The organism is Corynebacterium sp. AOP12-C2-36, from assembly GCF_052379185.1.
In the GTDB taxonomy this organism is placed as follows: Bacteria; Actinomycetota; Actinomycetes; order Mycobacteriales; family Mycobacteriaceae; genus Corynebacterium.
In genome coordinates this window covers 185,599-204,125 of record NZ_JBQSYJ010000001.1, presented here as the reverse complement: position 1 = coordinate 204,125, position 18,527 = coordinate 185,599, and the positions used below count along the sequence as shown (strand labels likewise).

Genomic DNA, 18,527 nt, shown 5'->3' with positions numbered 1-18,527 from the left:
GTGTCAACACCCCGCCGATACCGTCGGTATACATGACGTTTACACCTGGTTCCCCCTCCCCCGCCACCACCGCCGACCGCCTGTCCCGCACCTTCGGGCGCCGCCGTTTCCTGCAGATCGCCTCGGCCCTCGGCGCCGTGGGCGCCACCGGCGCCGCGACCGGCCTGACCGCATGCGGGCAGGACGCACCGGGCGCCGCGGCGTCCCCCGGCACGGCATCCGGCACGGCGTCCGGCGGAGCGTCCGGCGGAGCGTCCGGCGAGATCCTGCAGCCGGGCACCGGCTCGCTGCAGGCCGACCACTACCTGCCCTCGGAGGTCGACAAGGTGCTGTGGGGCTACCTGCCGTCCACGGACAGTGAACCGGTGCTGCGCATGCGCTCGGGGCAGACCGTCACCGTGGACACCGTCAGCCACGAGGGGATCATGGAGGACCAGGGACGCGACCCGGACGCCTGGTTCGGTGAGCAGGGCGTGGACCGCGCCGAGGTCCTCGACGACGCGCGAGACATCGCCGCCAACTACGACCGCACACCGCGCGACTTCGACAAGGACGGCCCCCACGTGGTCACCGGCCCCATCTTCGTCGAGGGCGCCGAACCCGGCGACGTCCTCAAGGTCGAGACTCTGGAGACGGCCCTGCGCGTGCCCTACGGTGTGGTGTCCAGCCGGCACGGCAAGGGCGCGTTGCGTCAGCTCCCCGACGGCGGTGCCCCGGACGGCATCAGCCTCGACGAGGTGATGCCGCCGGTCGGTGCCGACGGCACCGGTGGGAACGTCTCGGTGTTCACCCGCGCACACGACGGTCGCGGTGTCATGACCTCCGGGGAGCTCGAGCTGAGCTTCCCGCTGCGCCCGTTCATGGGGATGATGGGCGTGGCCACCACCGACGGTGGCGGCCCCACCGACGACAGCCGCAACTCCATCCCCCCGACGCTCGGCGGCGGCAACATCGACATCCGGCACCTCGCGGTGGGCTCGGCGCTCTACCTGCCGGTCTTCGCCGACGGCGCCCTGTTCTACACGGGTGACCCGCACCACGGCATGGGCGACGGCGAGGTCGCGTTGACCGCCATGGAGGGCTCGCTGCGCACCACGTTCCGGCTCACGGTGTGCAAGAAGGGCGACCACTCGACCCCCTCGGTCGCGTTCTCCTACCCCTTCGGCGAGACCGGGGACGCCTGGATCCCCATCGGCCTCTCCGACCCTGACGGTCTGGTCAACGGCTCCGACCGCGACCTGAACGTGGCGATGCGCCGGGCGGTGGTCAACGCCCTGGACTTCCTGGAGACCGACCTCGGCATCGAGCGGGCCGTGGCCTACGCCTACCTGTCCGCCGCCTCCGACTTCGCCCTGTCGCAGGTCGTGGACATCACCACCGGCGTGCACGGGCTGATCTACAAGGACGGGCTCCCCGCGTTGGGGTGAGCGGCGCCGCAGGTCAGGTGACCAGCTCCGGTGACCTCAGTCAGGACAGCTGGTAGCCCTCGGCGTCGCGGGCGTAGCGTCCGCTGCCGACGAGGATCAGGACGAACTCCACCATGGTCCAGACCCACAGCGCGAACATCATCGCGGAGCTGAGGAGGATGAGCAGCACACCCGCGCCGAGCAGGGTCTCGTCGTTGTCGTAGTACACGCTGCCGGTCATGGTCGTGTAGGTCTCGCTGCTGGCGACGATGAGGCCGTAGCCGCCGATCATGATCACCCACGAGACGAGCAGGATGACCAGCTGCGCGATGGCCCTGCCCTTGTTGCCGATGTAGAAGTTGTGGGCGCCGAAGCCGCCGAGGAAGAACGCGAACAGTGCCGCGGCGACCTTCGACTTCCGCGACACCGGCGGCGCGGCGTAGCCGGCCGGGTAGGACGCACCGGCCGGGTAGGCGCCGGGCTGGGTGGGTCCGCCCGGGTAGGGCTGGACGCCCGGGGCGCCCTGCGCCTGCTGAGCAGCCTGGGAATCGCCGCTGCCGGGGTAGCCCGGGTATCCCGGGACCGACTGCTCCTGGCCGTAGCTCTGGCTGTAGCCCTGAGCGTAGGACTGACCGTAACCCTGGCCGTAACCCTGCCCGTAGGCCTGGGTCTGCTGGTCGGCGGAGGCTTCGGGGGTTTCAGGGGTCTCCATGCCGGACCAGCGGCCCTTGGGCGCCTCGGGAGTCTCAGGGGTCTCAGGGGTCTCAGGCACCTGCGGCGCGTCGGAGTTGTCGGACGAGTCCGGGAAGGGGTTGTCCGAGGGCTTGGAGGAGTCGGTCACGGTGCTCTCCATCGTGGTGTTGACGACATAACGGGTTTAAGACTGTGGGAAGCATACCTTGTGTCCCCTCACCGAGGTTGACCGGCATTAATAATCTCGTGAACCAGCCCGGTCGACGTCGCGTAAGCTCCCGCCCACTCGCTCTCCCGCGGCCCGGCGACGTTGAGCACCAGGGCCCTCCCCGCAGCCGCCCGCAACCCGCGCAGCCAGGTGACTGCATCCTGCGCTCCCCCGGCGCCGACCACCAGACAGGGCCGGTCGTAACCGGCGGCGAGCCGCTCGGTGAGCGCGGTCCCCGGGGAGGACGCACCGGTGCCGGTGAGGATCAGCGTCACGTCACTGTCGCGGACGTTCCATTCCGTGCGCTGGGCGGGATCTGCCGAGAGGGTTTCCGACAGTTCCGGGTAGTCCACCAGCAGGCCTGGGGCGCTGGGACGGTCCTCCGCCCAACCGCCGGCCGGACACCAGCCGGTGGTCGCGACCCCGGCGGCCCTGGCCGCGTCGAGCGCTCCCCTGTCCACCCCGGACTGTCCGCCAGAACGGATGACGGAGAGGAATTCGTGGGGGCTGGGCAACCCCCGGCGCAAAAGCCCATTCATCTCGACCAGCCGGGTGACATTCGGACTCACGGCTTCGCCAGCCCGTCGACGATGAGGCCAATGTCGACGAAGTCGTCGTACAAGTTAGGTGCCGCGACCGATTCGGGATCCATCACCACGCTCACCTCGAGGGTGCTGAGGACCCGGTAGACCATGTCCAACGGGGCGGTCCACTTGTCCCCCAACTCGAAGGCGTTCAGCCACTGCCGTCCCACGTTCGCCTTCTCGGCGAGTGCGGACTGGGTGATCCCCTTCTCCAGGCGGACTTCACGGAGCTCCGGGCCGAGGTCGTCGGGACGATGGACAGTCACTGTCGTCATTCGACGACAATAGCAATTGTCGCCGCACGGCGACACCCCGGTGCCCCTCGTTCGGGTCGCAAGAATCACCTCAATCGGCGTCGCGTCGATAATCCGGCACCGGAACCACTATTTTTCCCAACAGATACACTATGGGAAAACATGACCGGCGTTGTGCCGCCATACAGCGCTCCGCCACAGCAGAAAAGACCCCGGATGCCTTCCACCTCGCTCTACAACCGCGTCGACCTCACAGTCGGCGGCGTGTCCGTCTCCGTCTACTACATGGGAGTCACCAACTACGCGCTCGCGAACAACCGTATTCCCGTCGTCCAGCACATCTTCGTCGACTCCGACGAAGAGCTCGCGGATCCGACACCCGTCGGAGAGATCTCCGTGCACGCAAGCGTCGACGGCGATCAGCTTTTCACCAGTGGCCCCATCACCCTGCCCTCCATGGACCCAGGAACGACCAATTTCCTGGAGCCCTACGACCTCACCCGCGTCCCCGTGGCAAGGACACTCGAGTCGACCGAGGCGCGTGGCGGCGAGTTGACGATCTCGGTCAAGCTGGGCGACGAACTCGCCCAGGAGACCGTCGACCTCCAGGTCCTGGCGCCGGACGAATGGTTCAACTCTCCGCTGTACTACGAGTCCCTGGCTGCCTTCGTCCAACCGAACTCGGCTAGCGTCACCCCGCTGCTGAGTACGGTCGGCGATCTGTTGGAAGAGCACACCGGCAGTTCGTCGATAGACGGCTACCAGGCAGGAGCTGTCCGCGTCACCGAGATCGCCGCAGCGGTTTTCGAGGCACTCCGGGGTCACGATATCCGCTACATCAATCCCCCTGCCTCCTTCGAACAGACCGGCCAAAGGGTCAGGAGGTCCTCCGAAGTTCTCACCACGAGACTAGGAACCTGCATCGACCTCTCGGTCGCTTTCGGAGCGGTGGCTGAGCAATGCGGACTGCACCCGGTCGTCATCATGATTCCCGGACATGCCATGGCCGGGGTCCTGATGACCGCGGATCCCTTGCCCACCCCGGTGATCACAGAACCCACGGTGATCAACAACTACATCCGCAGCGGTCGACTTCTGCCGATCGATGCTGTCTTCTATGACAAATCCGCCGGCTCGGCCTTCCGGGAAGTGGTTGAACGATCCCGGAAAACCCTCGAGGACACTGTCGTCCACGGCGTCATCGACGTTTACGGCTCCCACCGGGACGGAATCCACCCGTTCAGCGACAGCTCGATCGGTTCGTCCGCCGCGGCAACCACGGCTGACGCCACTGCTACGGAAACCAGGTCGGTGGCCGGTTCCGTCGGTAGCACGACGACGGGGACATGGACCCTCCCCGACCTCGGGACGAACTCAGACGACGGCGCCTACAGTGACACCGATGACCCGAGTCCCGCGCGCGTTCAGAAGTGGAAACGTGAGCTTCTCGACCTGTCTCTGCGCAACCGCCTGCTGAACATGCGTACGGGACCCGAGGTCCTTGACTTCACACTTGCCCCAGGCACCTTGGCAGACCTGGACGACATGATCCACGACGGCCAGAAGATCGCCGTCCACCCTGTCGACGACGTCAGCGACAACCGCCGTCTCCAAGGCATCAGGAAAGTGACGGACCTGCCCTCAGAGCAGGTCGCCGATGACCTCACGGCACGGAATCGGGTGTACGCCGATCTATCGGACGCCCGCTACAGCTCGTGGTTCCGTACCCTCAACCGCCAGGTGCGCACCTACACCGAGGAGACCGGGGCTTCGAACCTGTACCTCACCCTCGGCGCCATGGTCCACCAGAACTCCGCAGGTTCTACCGCACTGGCACCGTTGTTCCTCATCCCGGTGAAGATCGTCGGAGGCCGGGGCAACGCCCGCTTTCAGGTCCAGGTGGACACCACCCAGGAGGCCACCCCGAACCACAGTCTCGTCGAATGGCTCCGGCAGGTACACAACGTCACCATCGATGACCTCGCCCGGCCGAAACTCGATGAATCCGGGCTGGACATCACGCACGCCTTGACCGCCATCTCGGCCTCCCTCATCAAGGCGAACCTCCCCTACACCGTGGTCGAGTCCTCCCGGCTGATCATCGCGAAGTTCTCGACCTATGGCATGTGGAAAGACCTCCGGGACAACTGGGAGACGTTCCTGGACCGCCCGGTCTTCAAGCATCTGACGATGCATGCCGGCAACGACTTCGCCGACCCAGCGGAGAAAGCCACAGGAGTTCCGGCGGAACGGGTCGTCGTGAGAGAGGACGAATTGGCCCTCCCCGTTCCCGCCGACGGTGCCCAGCTCCGTGCCATTACGGCCGCGGCCGCCGGGTACAGCTTCGTCTTGGAGGGACCTCCGGGGACCGGGAAGTCGCAGACGATCACGAACCTCATCGCCCAGTGCATGAACCTCGGAAAGCGGGTGCTGTTCGTCGCGGAGAAGCAGGCCGCGCTGGACGTCGTCCGTGACAGGTTGTCGAGAGTCGGACTCGGCCCATTCACTCTGGATCTGCACGGTACGGAACAGCGTCCAGCTGCGATACGTCAGCAGCTCAAGGAGGCCATCGACGCCGAGATGCACTACGACATGCATCTCTGGGACGCAGCCGTGGCCAATCTCAGGGCCCGGCTCGCACCGTTGTCGGAGTATCCGGGACAGATCCACGACGCCAACGGGGCCGGGTATTCGCTGTGGTCTGCCGTCTCGACCCTGACGGTGGACGGCGAGGGACCAACGGCTCCCGTGCCCGAGCACGTCGTGGCCACGCCCGCGGCACCCCTCGTCGAAATCCGTTCCATGGTCTCGTCCCTGGCATCCCAGGCACAGGTCACCGACTTCAGCGCCACCTCACGGTGGAGCCTTGTGGGGGCTGTTCCTGCCACCTCTGGTGGACTGATGTCCGCTTGGAAGCAGCTTGAACAGGCGCAGAGCCTCTTCAGCAAGCTTCCTGAGCTTGCCCGGGTCGTTCAACGTGACGACATCGACAAAATAGTTGACCAGCTCCGCGAGGTCGAGTCGGTCCCCGCCGCCGATCGTCTCAGTCGGGAACAACAGCGCAGGTACGCCAATACCCCTGACCAGCTCACGGCGCTGGCCAGGGAGGTGGACAGGATCGCGGCAGATTTCCAGGCCGCAGCCGCCTTGTTCTCCTCGTCCTTCATCCGATCGGGGGACCCGGCGGTTGTGTTCCAGAGCCTGGAAGCCACGAGAAAGGGGCTCCTCGGGAAGAAGAAGCGAATGGAGGCCTACAGGCGCGCACTGACCGTCGCGGTCCCGCCTGCCGTCATGGAGATCGATGTCGACGGCGCCTACGCCCCCGACCGCGTGGAGCCACAGCTTCGCCGGATCCCCCAGTTGCGGGCGGTTGCGGAAGACCTCGATAGGCGAATCGGCGCGGTTGCCGGCGCCGAAGCCCTGACCGGCAGGACCCCCGCCGACCCCGCTCTCCCGGCCGATCTGTGGCAACGGGGCGATGACCTGCGACACGCGATCACCAACTCCGCTCGACACCCCGAGCTCGTGGCACTCGAGGATCATGCCAGATCGGCGGGAATTGAGGTACCGCTTTCGGAGGTGATCACGGACATCATCGGTGCCTGGCAGGCATGGACGAAGGTCCTTTCCGCCACTCCCCACTCCGTGGATACCTGGATCACGGCACAAGGGGAAACGGGCTGGGTGGATGCCTGGCTGTCGGTCTCCTCCGCATGGGGTGAGGACATCGAGAACTCGGGCTCTTCACTGCCGACCCGTACCGCCCAATGGGAGGACGTCGCCCGCCCGCTACGCGGCATCGGGCTGACGGAGTTGGTGTCGATCGTGGAGCAGGGCGACCTGGCTCCCCGCGACCTGGAAATGGCGCTGAACCGGGGCCTCGCCACCGCCTCCGTCGCCGAGCGGAGTCATCGCTTCAACCTGAGCTCCTTCCACCGGACTCTGCGTGAAGAAGAACTGTCCCAGCTGCACCGCGCGATCGCACGCGTGCAGGACGAGGCCACCCGAGCGCTACCCGCCCGCCTCCTGGGGCGGCGCCCCTACATCGCCGGGCAACTCGATGGGAAGGCCGCACTGCTCAGGCGGCAGTTGGACGCGAAGCGCAACGCGAAGTCCTTCCGTTCTCTGCTCGGAGAGTTCGGGGACGAGATCCTCGCCACCACCCCCTGCTTCTTCGTCAGTCCTGCGTCACTGGCGACATTCGTCGATTCCAGCTCCGTGACGTTCGACACCGTCATCTTCGACGAGGCCTCGCAGGTCACCGTCGACCAGGCCATGGGCGCACTGGGGCGGGCGAAGTCCGCCATCATCGTCGGCGACAGTAAGCAGATGCCCCCGACACGAATCGGGAAGACGTCGACGGCGAACGATGATGACCTACCAGTCGAAGACGACAAACAGAACGACGCGATGGCCGACGTGGACGACCTCGAGTCGATCCTCTCCGAGGCGGTCGAGTCCGGACTGCCTCAGCTGTGGCTGTCGTGGCACTACCGTAGCCAGGACGAGTCCCTCATCGCCTTTTCCAACGACCGCTACTACCAGGGGAATCTGTCGAGTCTTCCTTCCCCCGGCGGTGTCCCCGGCGCCGGGGTATCCGTGCAACAGGTTGGTGGGCAGTTCATCCGTAAGGAGGACGTCAAGGAGACAGGGGCCGCCTTGGGCACCAACCCTGTGGAGGCACGGACCATCGTGGAATCGATTGTCAGGCGTGTCAATGATCCGCTGACCAGCCAGGAGTCTCTTGGCGTGGTGACTTTCAACGTCCCGCAACGTGATCTCATCCAAGATCTCCTCGACGAGTGTGGCGACCCGTTGGTCTCACGCCGCCTCGTCCCCGGACAGGACGGGATCTTCGTCAAGAACCTCGAGAACGTCCAAGGCGATGAACGCGACGTGATTCTCTTCTCCACCGCATTCTCCAAGAAGACCGACGGAGGATCGATGCCGATGAACTTCGGCCCCTTGTCCCGTACCGGCGGCGAGCGTCGACTCAATGTGGCGGTGACCCGGGCGCGTAAGGAAGTTGAGCTGCTCTGCTCCTTCCAACCGTCCGAGATCGACCTGAACCGTACGAAGTCGGCAGGGCTCCGGGATCTTCGTGGCTACCTCGAGGCAGCGGAGAAGCACGGCACCCCCGGTTCGCGGCACAGTTCTTCAGCATCGGTGAACGTCAACACCATCCGCGACGACCTGGCCTCGGCCCTGCGCAACCGCGGCTGGGTGGTCGAGACCGACTACGGGCTGTCGTCCTACACCCTGGATCTGGTGGCGCGCCCAGCCGACGACGACCGGTGGCACGCAGCAGTCCTCACCGACGGCGACAAGTGGAACAACATGTCGACCGTCGCCGACCGTGACCTCACCCCCGCGCTTCTGGAGAAGCTCATGCATTGGGCCACTACGGTCCGTGTCTGGCTCCCGGAATGGATCGAGGACCGCGACGCCGCCATCGACCGGGTTGATGCGGAGATTCGTGCCGCCGGCGAACAGATCGCCCAGCAGGACGCAGACCGTGCCCGCATCATCGCGGAGGCGGAGGCAGCGCTAGAGGCGGAGCGGACGCGTATCGCTGCCGAGCAGCAAGCCGAGGCAGAGGCTCGCGAACGTGCATTGGCTGAACTGGAGGCTGATGACCAGGCCGCGGGCCCCGAATCCCCAGAAGGCGCAGACGCTTCGGACGTCGAGGCCGTGGTCGACGACCTGTTGGGACGTACAGACACTGACATCGATGACGAAGAAACTCCCGTCCAGTGGTCCGGGCGCCAAGGCGGACAGGAACTCCCCGCAAACCCGTTCGCAGACAATTCCGCCGTCGGTCAGTCGGATGAACCGGCACCTACAGTCGCGTATGCCAGGGCTACCGACCGCGAGCCTGCTCCCAGGCCCACCATCGAATCCAGCGGTGATCCTGCACTTCCGACGACGCGCCCATACGAAGCGCTGGCGGTCTCACCTCCATTTGGTGAGCGCGAGGAACTGGAGAAGGGCTTCTCCAAGTCACGGAGTTCCGAACTCGTGGAGCAGGTTTCCCGGATGATCGCTGACTCAGCCCCCGTCAAGCTCGATCTACTCCGGTCAGCGATCGCGAAGCGGTTCGGCCGGCAAAAGACCTCGAGGAAGGTGAACACAGTCATCGACCAGCTCATTCCAGAGGAACTGATACACAACGAGGGAAGTGTCGTCGACGATTTCGTCTGGCCGACCGCGGCAGGACCAGACGGTTGGAACCATGTCAGACAGTCCGAAGGTCGACGCAACCTGCCGGACATCCCGCTGAAGGAGATCCAGTGCGCAGCGCAGCTCGTACTCTCTGACTGGCCCCAGCTGGCTCAGCCCGACCCCGACTCCCGTGAAAAGCTCCAGCGCGAGATCATGGCGGTGTTCGGGCTCGGCAGGCTGACCAAGCCCTCAAGGGACAGGATCGACTGGGCCGTGGACTCCTTGTAGCGACGGGAGCGTGGCTCCCTACCTGACCCGGCTGGATGTCGTGGGATGACTCCGCCCCCGGTCACATCCACAGCCGCTCGAGCAGCTCCACCGCCTCGTGGTCGGAGCGGTGGCGGAACCTGGCGAGGATCTTGCGCCGGGGCGCATCAGCCTTCAGCCCCAGTGCCACCGCCACGGCGGAGGTGTTGTCCACGTCATTTGCGGACGCCTCAGCGCCGACGTGCTCGGCGAGCCAGGCCATGCCTGCACCGGAGTCGAGGGTCGCCGGCAGACCCGGTGTGACGGAGAAGAACTCGCCGTTGTGCAGGTCGACCCATACCCTCTGCCCCAGACCGATGCGCTGGTCGTCGAGGATCCGCTTGATCGAACCAACGGCGCTGTTGCCGATATTTCCCCAGGTGAGCCGCTGCGCACCCCAGTCGCTAGGGATCTCCCGGGGCTCGCCCCACTCCAGCCCCAAGCTCGCGGTCAAGCCGTTGGGCACGATGAACCCGGAACCCCGGAGGTGGTCCTTGTTCACGGTCATCAGGTGGCACCAGCGTCCGTCTCGCATGTACACCGCATTGGAGTCCTCCGGCTCCGCGGTGTTGACCATCGGCTCGGTACGGCGACGGACGATGCCGTCAGACAACTCGAACTCCCCTGTGGCTGCGTAGGTGCGCACCGACTGTGCGGACACCCCGAATTTGCGGGGCAGTTCCTCCAGAAGATCGTCGATGGGAACGCCGGCTTCTGAGGACTCGGCGGACTCTAGCGACTCTGCGGCGTCTAGTCGCCGGCCGATGAGGTCGGCGATGCCGGTGTACTCCTCCAACCCCCACCTCGTGAGCGCCCACCGGTCGATGCTCACCCGTGAGATGGCGTCGCTGGCGCCGAGGCCGTTGCGGAAGGATCGCTCGGACTTGGTCTCGTTGCCCGCGGAGTAGATCTCCATGGCACCCATCGGCTCACCAACCATGGACAGCACGGCCGCGGCCCTCGCCGGGATCGACCCGGCACGGGTGAAGACGTGCTCCCCCGCCATGTGGAAGCCGCAGGTGCGCAGCCATTCCCGCAGCACCTTCTCGTCGTCCAGGCTGGAGCGCTCCAGGATGTCCGCCACCCGGGCCACGCCCTCCTCGTTCGCCATCGGGGTCACCAGGTTGCCGGTGCGCTGGGCGGCGGTCGGAAGGTCAGGGAAGCACACCCAACTGTCGTCGACCCGGAAGTCGTCGTCGAAGGCGTCGAGGATCTGCCACAGCGGCACCTCCCAGCCTGGCTGGGTCACGGCGAGTTCGGGGAAGACCCCGGTGACTGCCTCGAGCGTGTTCACCGGGTGCGCGTGGACACGGATGCCGGCGAGAAGGTCCGCGACCGGCCCACTGGTGACGATGGGCCGCAGGCGGGTCATGAGCTTCTTCTCAACCTGCCGGACGCGTTCGCGTGTCACCCCGAACTCCGAGCCGAGTTCGTCGAGGGTGGCGGCATCCAGCGCGACGAAGCGCTTGCGCAGGATCAGCTGTTCGCGCTCATCGCAGGCGGCCCAAGCACGTGCGAGGACGTCCTGGACGGTGCCTCTGCGCATGGTCGTCGCGATGCTCAACGCGCCGTCCTCGTCGCCGGCGCGCGCCAGGAGGTCCTCGACGTAGGACGGCAGTTCACCGTCGACCGCGGAAATGCCGGCATGCTCCACCGCCGCGCGCAGGCTGCCGTGGGTGCGTGCCAGGTAGCTCAGCAGTCCGGTGGCGACGTCGACCGCCTCCCCGAGGATTTCGCTGAAGGCCTGGTCGTCCTCGTCGTAGAACTGCCCGGACAGCCCCGTCTCGGCGTCATCGTCGTCGAAGGACTCTGCCGTGTCCGGTTCGTCGTCCTGGTGGCGATCGTGGCGCGAGGCCTCCAGGACGGTGCGTGGGTTGATCTCCCCGCTGCCGGAGTTCTCCAGTTCCCCGAGCAGGCGGGCGAACCCGGATTCGGAGACCACCGGTATGCCCAGGTCACGTGCCTTGGCGGCCTTGCGGCTGAAGGAGTCCGGGTCGGCGGCGACGAGTAGCGCCGAGGCCTTCTTTACCCCTCCCACGTCCAGCCCGGCCTCGGTGGCGCGTGCCTCCCACACCTCGCGGGGGATCTCGGTGGCACCGGTGAAGGTCACCCGGTCACCAGGCGCCAGGTGCAGTCCCGGACGGGCCTGCGCTCCCCTGCCCGCGCCCACCGTGCCCGCGGCGTCCGGCGATTCCAGGAACCGAGAAATCTCATCTTCGGGAACGCCGAGTGCCCGTGCCGCGGCCAGCAGGTCGTCGTGTTCCTCCTCGGTGACGGTGCCGTCGGCCCAGGCGAGGACGGCGAGCTGGCGGATGAACCCGGTGTGCAGGTCCACCGCGGTCTCCCGGCTGATGCCAAGGTCAGCGGCACAGTCGGTGAGTTGCTGGACCTCGTGGGCGGACAGCACCCGGTCGAGCATCGCCGTGGACAGCAGGTCCAGGTACTCATCCACGTTCGCGTCGCCGGCCAGCGGGATGCCGGAGGAGAGCTGGTTCAGCCACACCCCGTCGTGCACGCCGGACGCCACGCCGGTGCGTGGGCACAGCGCGACCTCGGCCCCGCTGCTGAGTTCGGCGACCGGCAGCTCCACGGTCCTGAGACCACCGAGGAAGCCCTCCACGGTGCTGCGGTGGGTCCCCAGGTAGTGCTGGAGCAGTTCGGCGGTGGCTTCGGCGTCCCCGAGAGCGGCGTGGGCGTGGGCGTTGTTGATACCTGCGGCGGCGAGTGCGGTGGACAAGCTACGACCGGAGGCCGGCAGCACGGCGCCAGTGAGCTTCTGGGTGCACAGATACGACTCGGCGAAAGGCGCAGCGGTGATACCCAGGCGGGCGAACTCGGCGCCGAGCAGCCGGGTGTCGAAGGGTGCGTTGTGCGCGACGAAGATGCGCCCGCTCAGCTGCTCGGCGAGATCGCCGGCGATGTCGGCGAAGCTCGGGGCGCCGATGAGGTCGGTGCCGGAGATACCGTGGATTCTGGTGTTCGGGATGTCGCGCTGGGGGTTGATCAGCGTGGACCAGCGGCCTGTGACGGTACCGTCCGCGTCCGCGTGGACCACCGCCACCTCGAGGACGCGGTCACGGTTGCTGAAACCGGTGGTCTCGACATCGACCACGGCGAAGGGACTGAGCTGAGTCTGTGAAGTCATCAAGGGGAAAGTATATCCTGCGCCCCGGACGCGAACGAGCACGCTGTTCGAACAGCAGCGAGGAAACCGACGCCACCGCCTGCAGGTCCCAGGTAGTGTGGTCGGCGCAAGAGCGACCCGACAGGCTTCCACCCGGACATGCCTCCACGTCGCACGAGAATTTCGTGCTTCCAGGAGACCAGTGTGGACCGTCGTGTCGCCTCACCGACCCCGATCCGGGTCGGAGTTATTTCAGTGCCCATCGCCCCAAAGAACGCCGCGGACTACGAATTCGCGCTCGACAGCGGAACGTGGGGTTCACGGCGTGAGCTCGATTCCGCGGACCCGTCGGCTCCCCGCCCTCACGATGTGCTGCTCATCGCCACGGGTTATCAGCGCCGAGATCCCGAGACCGCGAAGGGAACGACCAGCAACCCATGGGTCGGCCGGGAGATCTACAACCGCGGCACCATCGGCAACACGTTCGCCGTCAAGGTGACCGGGCCTATGTACACGTCCGCCTCGCCGCACTGGCCGGGCGAGGACGGAAGCGAAGGTATTCGATACCCCTACCGCTTCCCCATCACTCCCCTGGGGTCGCGGGAGGACATCGCCATCGAGGACTTTCCGCCGGAGCTCCATGACTGCTTCCACCTATCGATCAACAACGGATCCCGTCCCATCGTGGCCGAGGTCCAACCGGAGCATGCTCAGAAACTCGCAGAACTCCTCGGGTCAGCCAGCCGGGAGGAGCCGATCGGGTCCGGACCTGACACCAAGGTGGACTACATCGATCCCTTCGACGTCCTCTACAAGAGGTCCCCAAAGAACAACGCCGGAGCAGGACGCCAGCAGAACCCGAAGAAGCGCAAGGCGATCGAGCTCCACGCCGAGGACGAAGCAGTGAAGCACTACGAGAACCTGGGATGGACGGTGAAGCGGATCGGAGCACCCTACGACCTCAAGTGCACCCGCGGCGACGAATACCTCCGTGTCGAGGTGAAGGGGACGACGGGCGCCGCCGGCGAAGTGGAGTTGACCGTCAATGAGGTCGCGAGTGCCAGGGAGCATCCGTCGGAACTCTTCGTGGTCTCGAACATCTACGCCCGCCCTTCCAAGGACGAGGAGGACGACGGGGGCCTGGACTTCGTCGCCACCGGCGGCCGCGCCCATGTCCTGCACGCCTGGGAGCCGTTGGAAGACGACCTCTCAGCAACCAGGTACTGCTATCGCCTTCCCCAGGATCAGGCAGAAAGCTTCGAAGTCGAATGAACCTGCGCGGGCGCAGAACCGTCAAGGTAGTGTGAACCGGGTAAGAGCGACCCGACAGGCTTCTATTCAGACATGCCTCCACGTCGCACGATGTTTCGTGCTGCCTGGAGAATGTTTTGCCCCTGCTTCGGACCTCCGCCTCCGAGATCCTTGACCGGTTCACCGACCCTTCGACCCTGTCCGAACTCATGGCACAACAGGCCCACTTCCGCGGTCTCGGCGGGGTGAACACCGCAGAGCTGAACGCCTGGGAGGCCAGCATCCCGGTGCTGGCCAGGGTCCTTTCGGACGCCGGCCTCGGTGCGGTGCCCGTCCTCCTCGAGCACCAGCTTCCGCTGATCTCGAAGCGGGTGGACGCGGTGCTCGCCGGCACGCACCCGACGACCGGCGAGCCCTCCTACGTGGTCATCGAGCTCAAGCAGTGGTCGAGCGCGACCTCATTCGAGGGCAACCCCGAACTGGTCGACGGTCCCGGGCTCCTTGGTGCCCCTCGGTCGCACCCGGTTCTGCAGGTCGACGACTACCGCAGCTACCTCACAGATTTCGCGACGGTCCTGGCCGGTCACCCGGAGCGCGTCCACGGCGCCGCATTCCTGCACAACGCCATGTCGAGGGCGGACATCGCCGAGCTGGACGATCTGGTCACGACCACCGACTCCAAGCTCTTCACCGGCGCAGAGATCGCAGACTTCTCCGAGTACCTCAAGAGCCGCCTCTCCCCCGTCTGCGACCCTGCCCCGGCCGACGAGCTGATGAGCACCTCGTTCGCCCCGTCACGCCAACTCCTCGACCATGCTGCGGCAGAGATCCAGGAACGCGAGGAGTTCGTTCTCCTCGACCGCCAGCACGATGCCGTGCGTCTCGTGCTGCACCAGGTGAAGAAGGCCCACCAGGCGGACAGCAAGCGGGTCATCGTGGTGTCTGGCGGCCCGGGCACCGGGAAGTCAGTGGTCGCGTTGTCCCTGCTGGGTGAACTCGCCCGGGACGGTCGCCGGGTCATGCACGCCACCGGATCCAGCGCCTTCACCAAGTCGCTGCGCAAGATCGCCGGGCACCGCAGCACCGCGACACAAAAGCTCTTCCTGTACTTCAACAGCTTCCAGACTGCCGAGAAGAACATGCTGGACGTCCTCATCGCCGACGAGGCTCACCGCATCCGTGAGACGTCCACCGGCAGGTACACCCCTGCTGCGCAGAGGGCGCAGAACCGCCCGCAGCTCGACGAGCTCATCGACGTGGCCCGCACCCCGGTGCTCCTGCTCGACGAGAACCAGGTCGTGCGCCCCGGCGAGCTCGGCTCGCTCTACGAGATCACCCGCTTCGCGGAGGAGAAGGGACACGAGGTCGTGCACGTGCGGCTCACCGAGCAGTTCCGGTGCGGCGGCAGCCTCAGCTACACCCGCTGGGTGGAGAGCATCCTCGGGTTGGACGCCGACCTCGACATCACCGGGCTCCCCGACGACGATCTCGCCGAGACCGACAGCGACCCGCTGCCCGACATCGACTTCGCCGAGCTCCACAACATCCAGGTCCGTAACCTTCCCCCGGGCGAGCCGCCGGTGCTGGCGCCTGACTCCCACGTGTCGGTCACGGTGGCGGACTCTCCTGAGGAGATGGAGGAGATCCTGCGGAAGAAGATGTCCCGTGGCTTCTCCGCCCGCATCGCCGCCGGCTTCTGCTGGTCCTGGACGAAGGTGAAGAAGGGCGACCAGGAGCTCGTCGACGATGTGCGTCTGGGCGACTGGTCGCGCCCCTGGAACAGTCCTGCCGAGCGGCGCATCAAGAATGCGCCTCCGGGTTTCCGGTGGGCCACCGGCGAGGGCGGCTTCGACCAGATCGGCTGCATCTACACCGCCCAGGGCTTCGAGTTCGACTGGTCCGGGGTGATCATCGGCCCGGACCTTGTGTGGCGCGACGGCGACTTCGTCACCGTCCGGTCAGCTAACGCCGACCCCTACCTGGCGAAGAAGGACCTCTCGGACCACGACTTCGACGTGCTCATCCGGCACGTCTATAAGGTCCTGCTGACCCGCGGGATGCGGGGGACGGTCATCTACTCCCCTGACCGGCAGACACGCGAGATCTTGCGGGATCTGCTCTCAGAGCAGGCAGAGGCGGAGGTCGACCAGTGAGCGCACCCACCACCCCGGGGTCTCCGCTGGCCGCCCACTCGTACTCCATCCGCACCTACGAATTCTCCACCGACGGGCACATGGAACTGCACCAGGACCGCCTGATGCATGACTGGCCGGTCGTCTACGTGCTGCACCGGCCTGCCACGTCCCGCAAGGACACAGGTGAGGTGTACATCGGCGAGTCGTTGAACATGGACAAGCGCTTCGGTGACCACCTCAAGAACGAGGCGAAGGCCGGGCTCCAGGTCGCCGAGGTGATCGTGGACGACACCTTCAACAAGTCCTCGTGCCTCGACCTCGAGTCGTTCCTGATCAACCTCAGTTCCGGCGATGAGTCGAACCGGACGTTGAACAGCAATGCCGGCCAGCAGGAGAAGAACTACTACAACCGTTTCTACTACCAGCTGAGATTCAAGGAGATCTTCGAGCAGCTGCGGGCCAAGGGCATCTTCTCGAAGTCGATCCGGGAGATCGAGAACTCCGAGATGTTCAAGTACTCGCCGTTCAAGTCGCTCAACGAGGACCAGATGTCGGTGGTCAGCGACATCCTGGACGGTCTGGTGGAGGACCTCGGTTCCCCGGCCGGCACCAACCAGGTGGCGGTCGTCCAGGGCGACCCGGGGACGGGAAAGACCATCGTCGCCACATTCCTCATGAAGCTGCTGGCAGACCTGGGGTCGTTCGTCGACGACGGTGACGAGAAGCGGGAGTCGGTCTTCGAGGACTTCTACCTCGAGGACGTCCGCGCGTTGTTCCGCCACCGCCGTATCGGCCTGGTGGTGCCGATGCAGGATCTGCGTAGGACGTTGACCCGGGTGTTCTCGGCGACTCCGGGGCTGTCCGGGGACATGGTGCTCAGTCCTCGGGAGGTCGCGCTCGACGAGCGCCGCTTCGACCTGCTGGTCGTCGACGAGGCCCACCGGCTGAGCCAGTTCGGCGCCCAATCGATCGGCACGCTGACCAAGGAGTTCCGGGAGATCAACGAGTCCCTGTTCGGCGGGGATCGGCCCGAGGCGTCACAGCTGGACTGGATCCGCGCCCGTTCCGACAACACGATCCTGATGGTGGACACGTCGCAGACCGTGAAGCCGATCGACCTGTCGACGTCCGTGCTGCGAGCCTTGATTGACGCGCAGGACGCAAACCACCGCCGCGAGTACAGGCTGCATTCCCAGATGCGCTCGGTCGGCGGGAACGACTACATCGACTACATCAAGCAGGTGCTCTCCGCGTACCCTCCGCAGGCACAATCCGACTTCGGCCCCTACGAGGTCGGACTGGTCGACGATCCACGCGAACTCGTGGAGCTGATCTGCAGGAAGAACAGCTCCCACGGACTCTCCCGCGTGGTCGCCGGCTACGCCTGGGACTGGGTGAGCAAGAAGAACTCACAGGACTACGACATCCACCTGGCCAATGACGTGCACCTGCGCTGGAACTCGACCATCACGGACTGGATCAACTCCCCCAAGTCCGTGGACGAGGCGGGGTCTATCCACACCGTCCAGGGCCATGATCTGAACTTCGCCGGCGTGATCATCGGCCGCGATCTGCAGTACGACCTCGAGGCCGAGAAGCTCGTAGTCAGCAAGGACGACTATAGGGACAAGACCGGCAAGCGGAACAACAAGCTCGCCGGCAAGACCACCACGGACGAGATGCTCTTGGAGTTCATCACGAACATCTACTACGTTTTGATGACCCGAGGGGTCCACGGCACCTTCATCCATGTGGTGGACCCCGGCCTGCGGGAGTACCTGGGCAGGTATTTTCCGACGATCTCTCAAATCGCCCCTTAACCGAGATGATTCATCTGGGTATCGCCTCTGGGCGGTATGGTCACCCGTTCTTCCCAATCGCGTTGAGATGAAGAGACCGTTCATCGCCGACCGATCTGCCCTGTCAGCGAAAGTAGGAGAATAGGCGCCGGATGCATATTTCTTCCTCCTACCGGGAAGCATTCACCGCCAAGATAGGCACAGCGAAGTCTCTGATACTGCCGTTGCCACAAGCACTACAACCCATGCCATGGGCACTGCCATCAATATATTCCTGTAGATGATTTCGGTATCCGACATTACTGAAAGTAACGGAAATCCTGCGTCAAGGAATACCGGAACAGGAACAGATGGTATCGCCGTAGTCACGTTCGCAATAAAAGTGATCACTACCCGGCATTACGATCTTGGGCAATTGATTTACTGGATATTTCGATGGCCGATGTTCACATATCATATCCTTCGGTGTTGTCGTCCGATATAGGCGGTGCCAGTATCGATGCCCCGGACAGCAATACTCGGTTGCAACACATCCGAATTCGCTACCCTGGCCAGCTTAGATACTAGGCCGCTGATCAACGGGAAAGACCCAGACGCGACACGAA

At 65.4% G+C, this 18,527-nt stretch carries 9 protein-coding genes; 5 read left to right on the top strand and 4 right to left on the bottom strand.

Features of this window, described 5'->3' with window-relative positions; all coding sequences use genetic code 11:
• The first annotated feature begins 32 nt into the window (after positions 1 to 32).
• The gene (locus ACT3UN_RS00880) at positions 33 to 1,427 is read left to right on the top strand and encodes an acetamidase/formamidase family protein (RefSeq protein WP_444655789.1); all 1,395 of its coding nucleotides are present in this window, start codon (positions 33 to 35) and stop codon (positions 1,425 to 1,427) included.
• 40 nt (positions 1,428 to 1,467) lie between these two features.
• On the opposite strand, the gene ACT3UN_RS00875 is transcribed toward ACT3UN_RS00880, so the two are convergent.
• The 3 genes from ACT3UN_RS00875 to ACT3UN_RS00865 form a co-directional block, all read right to left on the bottom strand.
• Positions 1,468 to 2,247, bottom strand: coding sequence for a TM2 domain-containing protein (locus ACT3UN_RS00875; protein ID WP_441578718.1), 780 nt, complete (start codon positions 2,245 to 2,247; stop codon positions 1,468 to 1,470).
• Positions 2,248 to 2,315: 68 nt separating this feature from the next.
• Positions 2,316 to 2,876: a putative molybdenum carrier protein gene (locus tag ACT3UN_RS00870; protein WP_444655787.1), complete on the bottom strand. Its 561-nt coding sequence runs from the start codon at positions 2,874 to 2,876 to the stop codon at positions 2,316 to 2,318.
• Positions 2,873 to 3,166, bottom strand: a complete 294-nt coding sequence (locus ACT3UN_RS00865; protein WP_444655785.1) for a helix-turn-helix domain-containing protein — start codon at positions 3,164 to 3,166, stop codon at positions 2,873 to 2,875. Before ACT3UN_RS00865 ends, ACT3UN_RS00870 begins: the two co-directional genes overlap by 4 nt.
• A gap of 141 nt (positions 3,167 to 3,307) precedes the next feature.
• Between ACT3UN_RS00865 and ACT3UN_RS00860 the strand changes: the two genes are divergently transcribed.
• Complete coding sequence (locus tag ACT3UN_RS00860) at positions 3,308 to 9,595, top strand: DUF4011 domain-containing protein (protein ID WP_444655783.1); 6,288 nt, start codon at positions 3,308 to 3,310, stop codon at positions 9,593 to 9,595.
• A gap of 61 nt (positions 9,596 to 9,656) precedes the next feature.
• On the opposite strand, the gene ACT3UN_RS00855 is transcribed toward ACT3UN_RS00860, so the two are convergent.
• Entirely contained in the window at positions 9,657 to 12,758 is a 3,102-nt protein-coding gene (locus ACT3UN_RS00855) for an exonuclease domain-containing protein (RefSeq protein ID WP_441578716.1), read from the bottom strand.
• 234 nt (positions 12,759 to 12,992) lie between these two features.
• On the opposite strand from ACT3UN_RS00855, the gene ACT3UN_RS00850 reads away from it, so the two are divergent.
• The 3 genes from ACT3UN_RS00850 to ACT3UN_RS00840 all read left to right on the top strand — a co-directional run bounded on the left by ACT3UN_RS00850 (position 12,993) and on the right by ACT3UN_RS00840 (position 17,943).
• Positions 12,993 to 14,009, top strand: coding sequence for a DUF3883 domain-containing protein (locus ACT3UN_RS00850; RefSeq protein WP_444655781.1), 1,017 nt, complete (start codon positions 12,993 to 12,995; stop codon positions 14,007 to 14,009).
• A 116-nt stretch (positions 14,010 to 14,125) separates the two neighbouring features.
• Positions 14,126 to 16,141, top strand: coding sequence for a DUF2075 domain-containing protein (locus ACT3UN_RS00845; protein ID WP_444655779.1), 2,016 nt, complete (start codon positions 14,126 to 14,128; stop codon positions 16,139 to 16,141).
• Positions 16,138 to 17,943 (top strand): DNA/RNA helicase domain-containing protein, encoded by a 1,806-nt coding sequence (locus tag ACT3UN_RS00840; protein WP_444655777.1) that lies wholly within the window; start codon positions 16,138 to 16,140, stop codon positions 17,941 to 17,943. The genes ACT3UN_RS00845 and ACT3UN_RS00840 overlap by 4 nt, the downstream gene beginning before the upstream one ends.
• Positions 17,944 to 18,527 lie beyond the last annotated feature (584 nt).

Bases quoted from the DNA above. Each gene is read 5' to 3' on its own strand.
- ACT3UN_RS00865 (WP_444655785.1), bottom strand. From the start codon at position 3,166: ATGACGACAGTGACTGTCCATCGTCCCGACGACCTCGGCCCGGAGCTC.
- ACT3UN_RS00880 (WP_444655789.1), top strand. From the start codon at position 33: ATGACGTTTACACCTGGTTCCCCCTCCCCCGCCACCACCGCCGACCGC.
- ACT3UN_RS00860 (WP_444655783.1), top strand. From the start codon at position 3,308: ATGACCGGCGTTGTGCCGCCATACAGCGCTCCGCCACAGCAGAAAAGA.
- ACT3UN_RS00855 (WP_441578716.1), bottom strand. From the start codon at position 12,758: ATGACTTCACAGACTCAGCTCAGTCCCTTCGCCGTGGTCGATGTCGAG.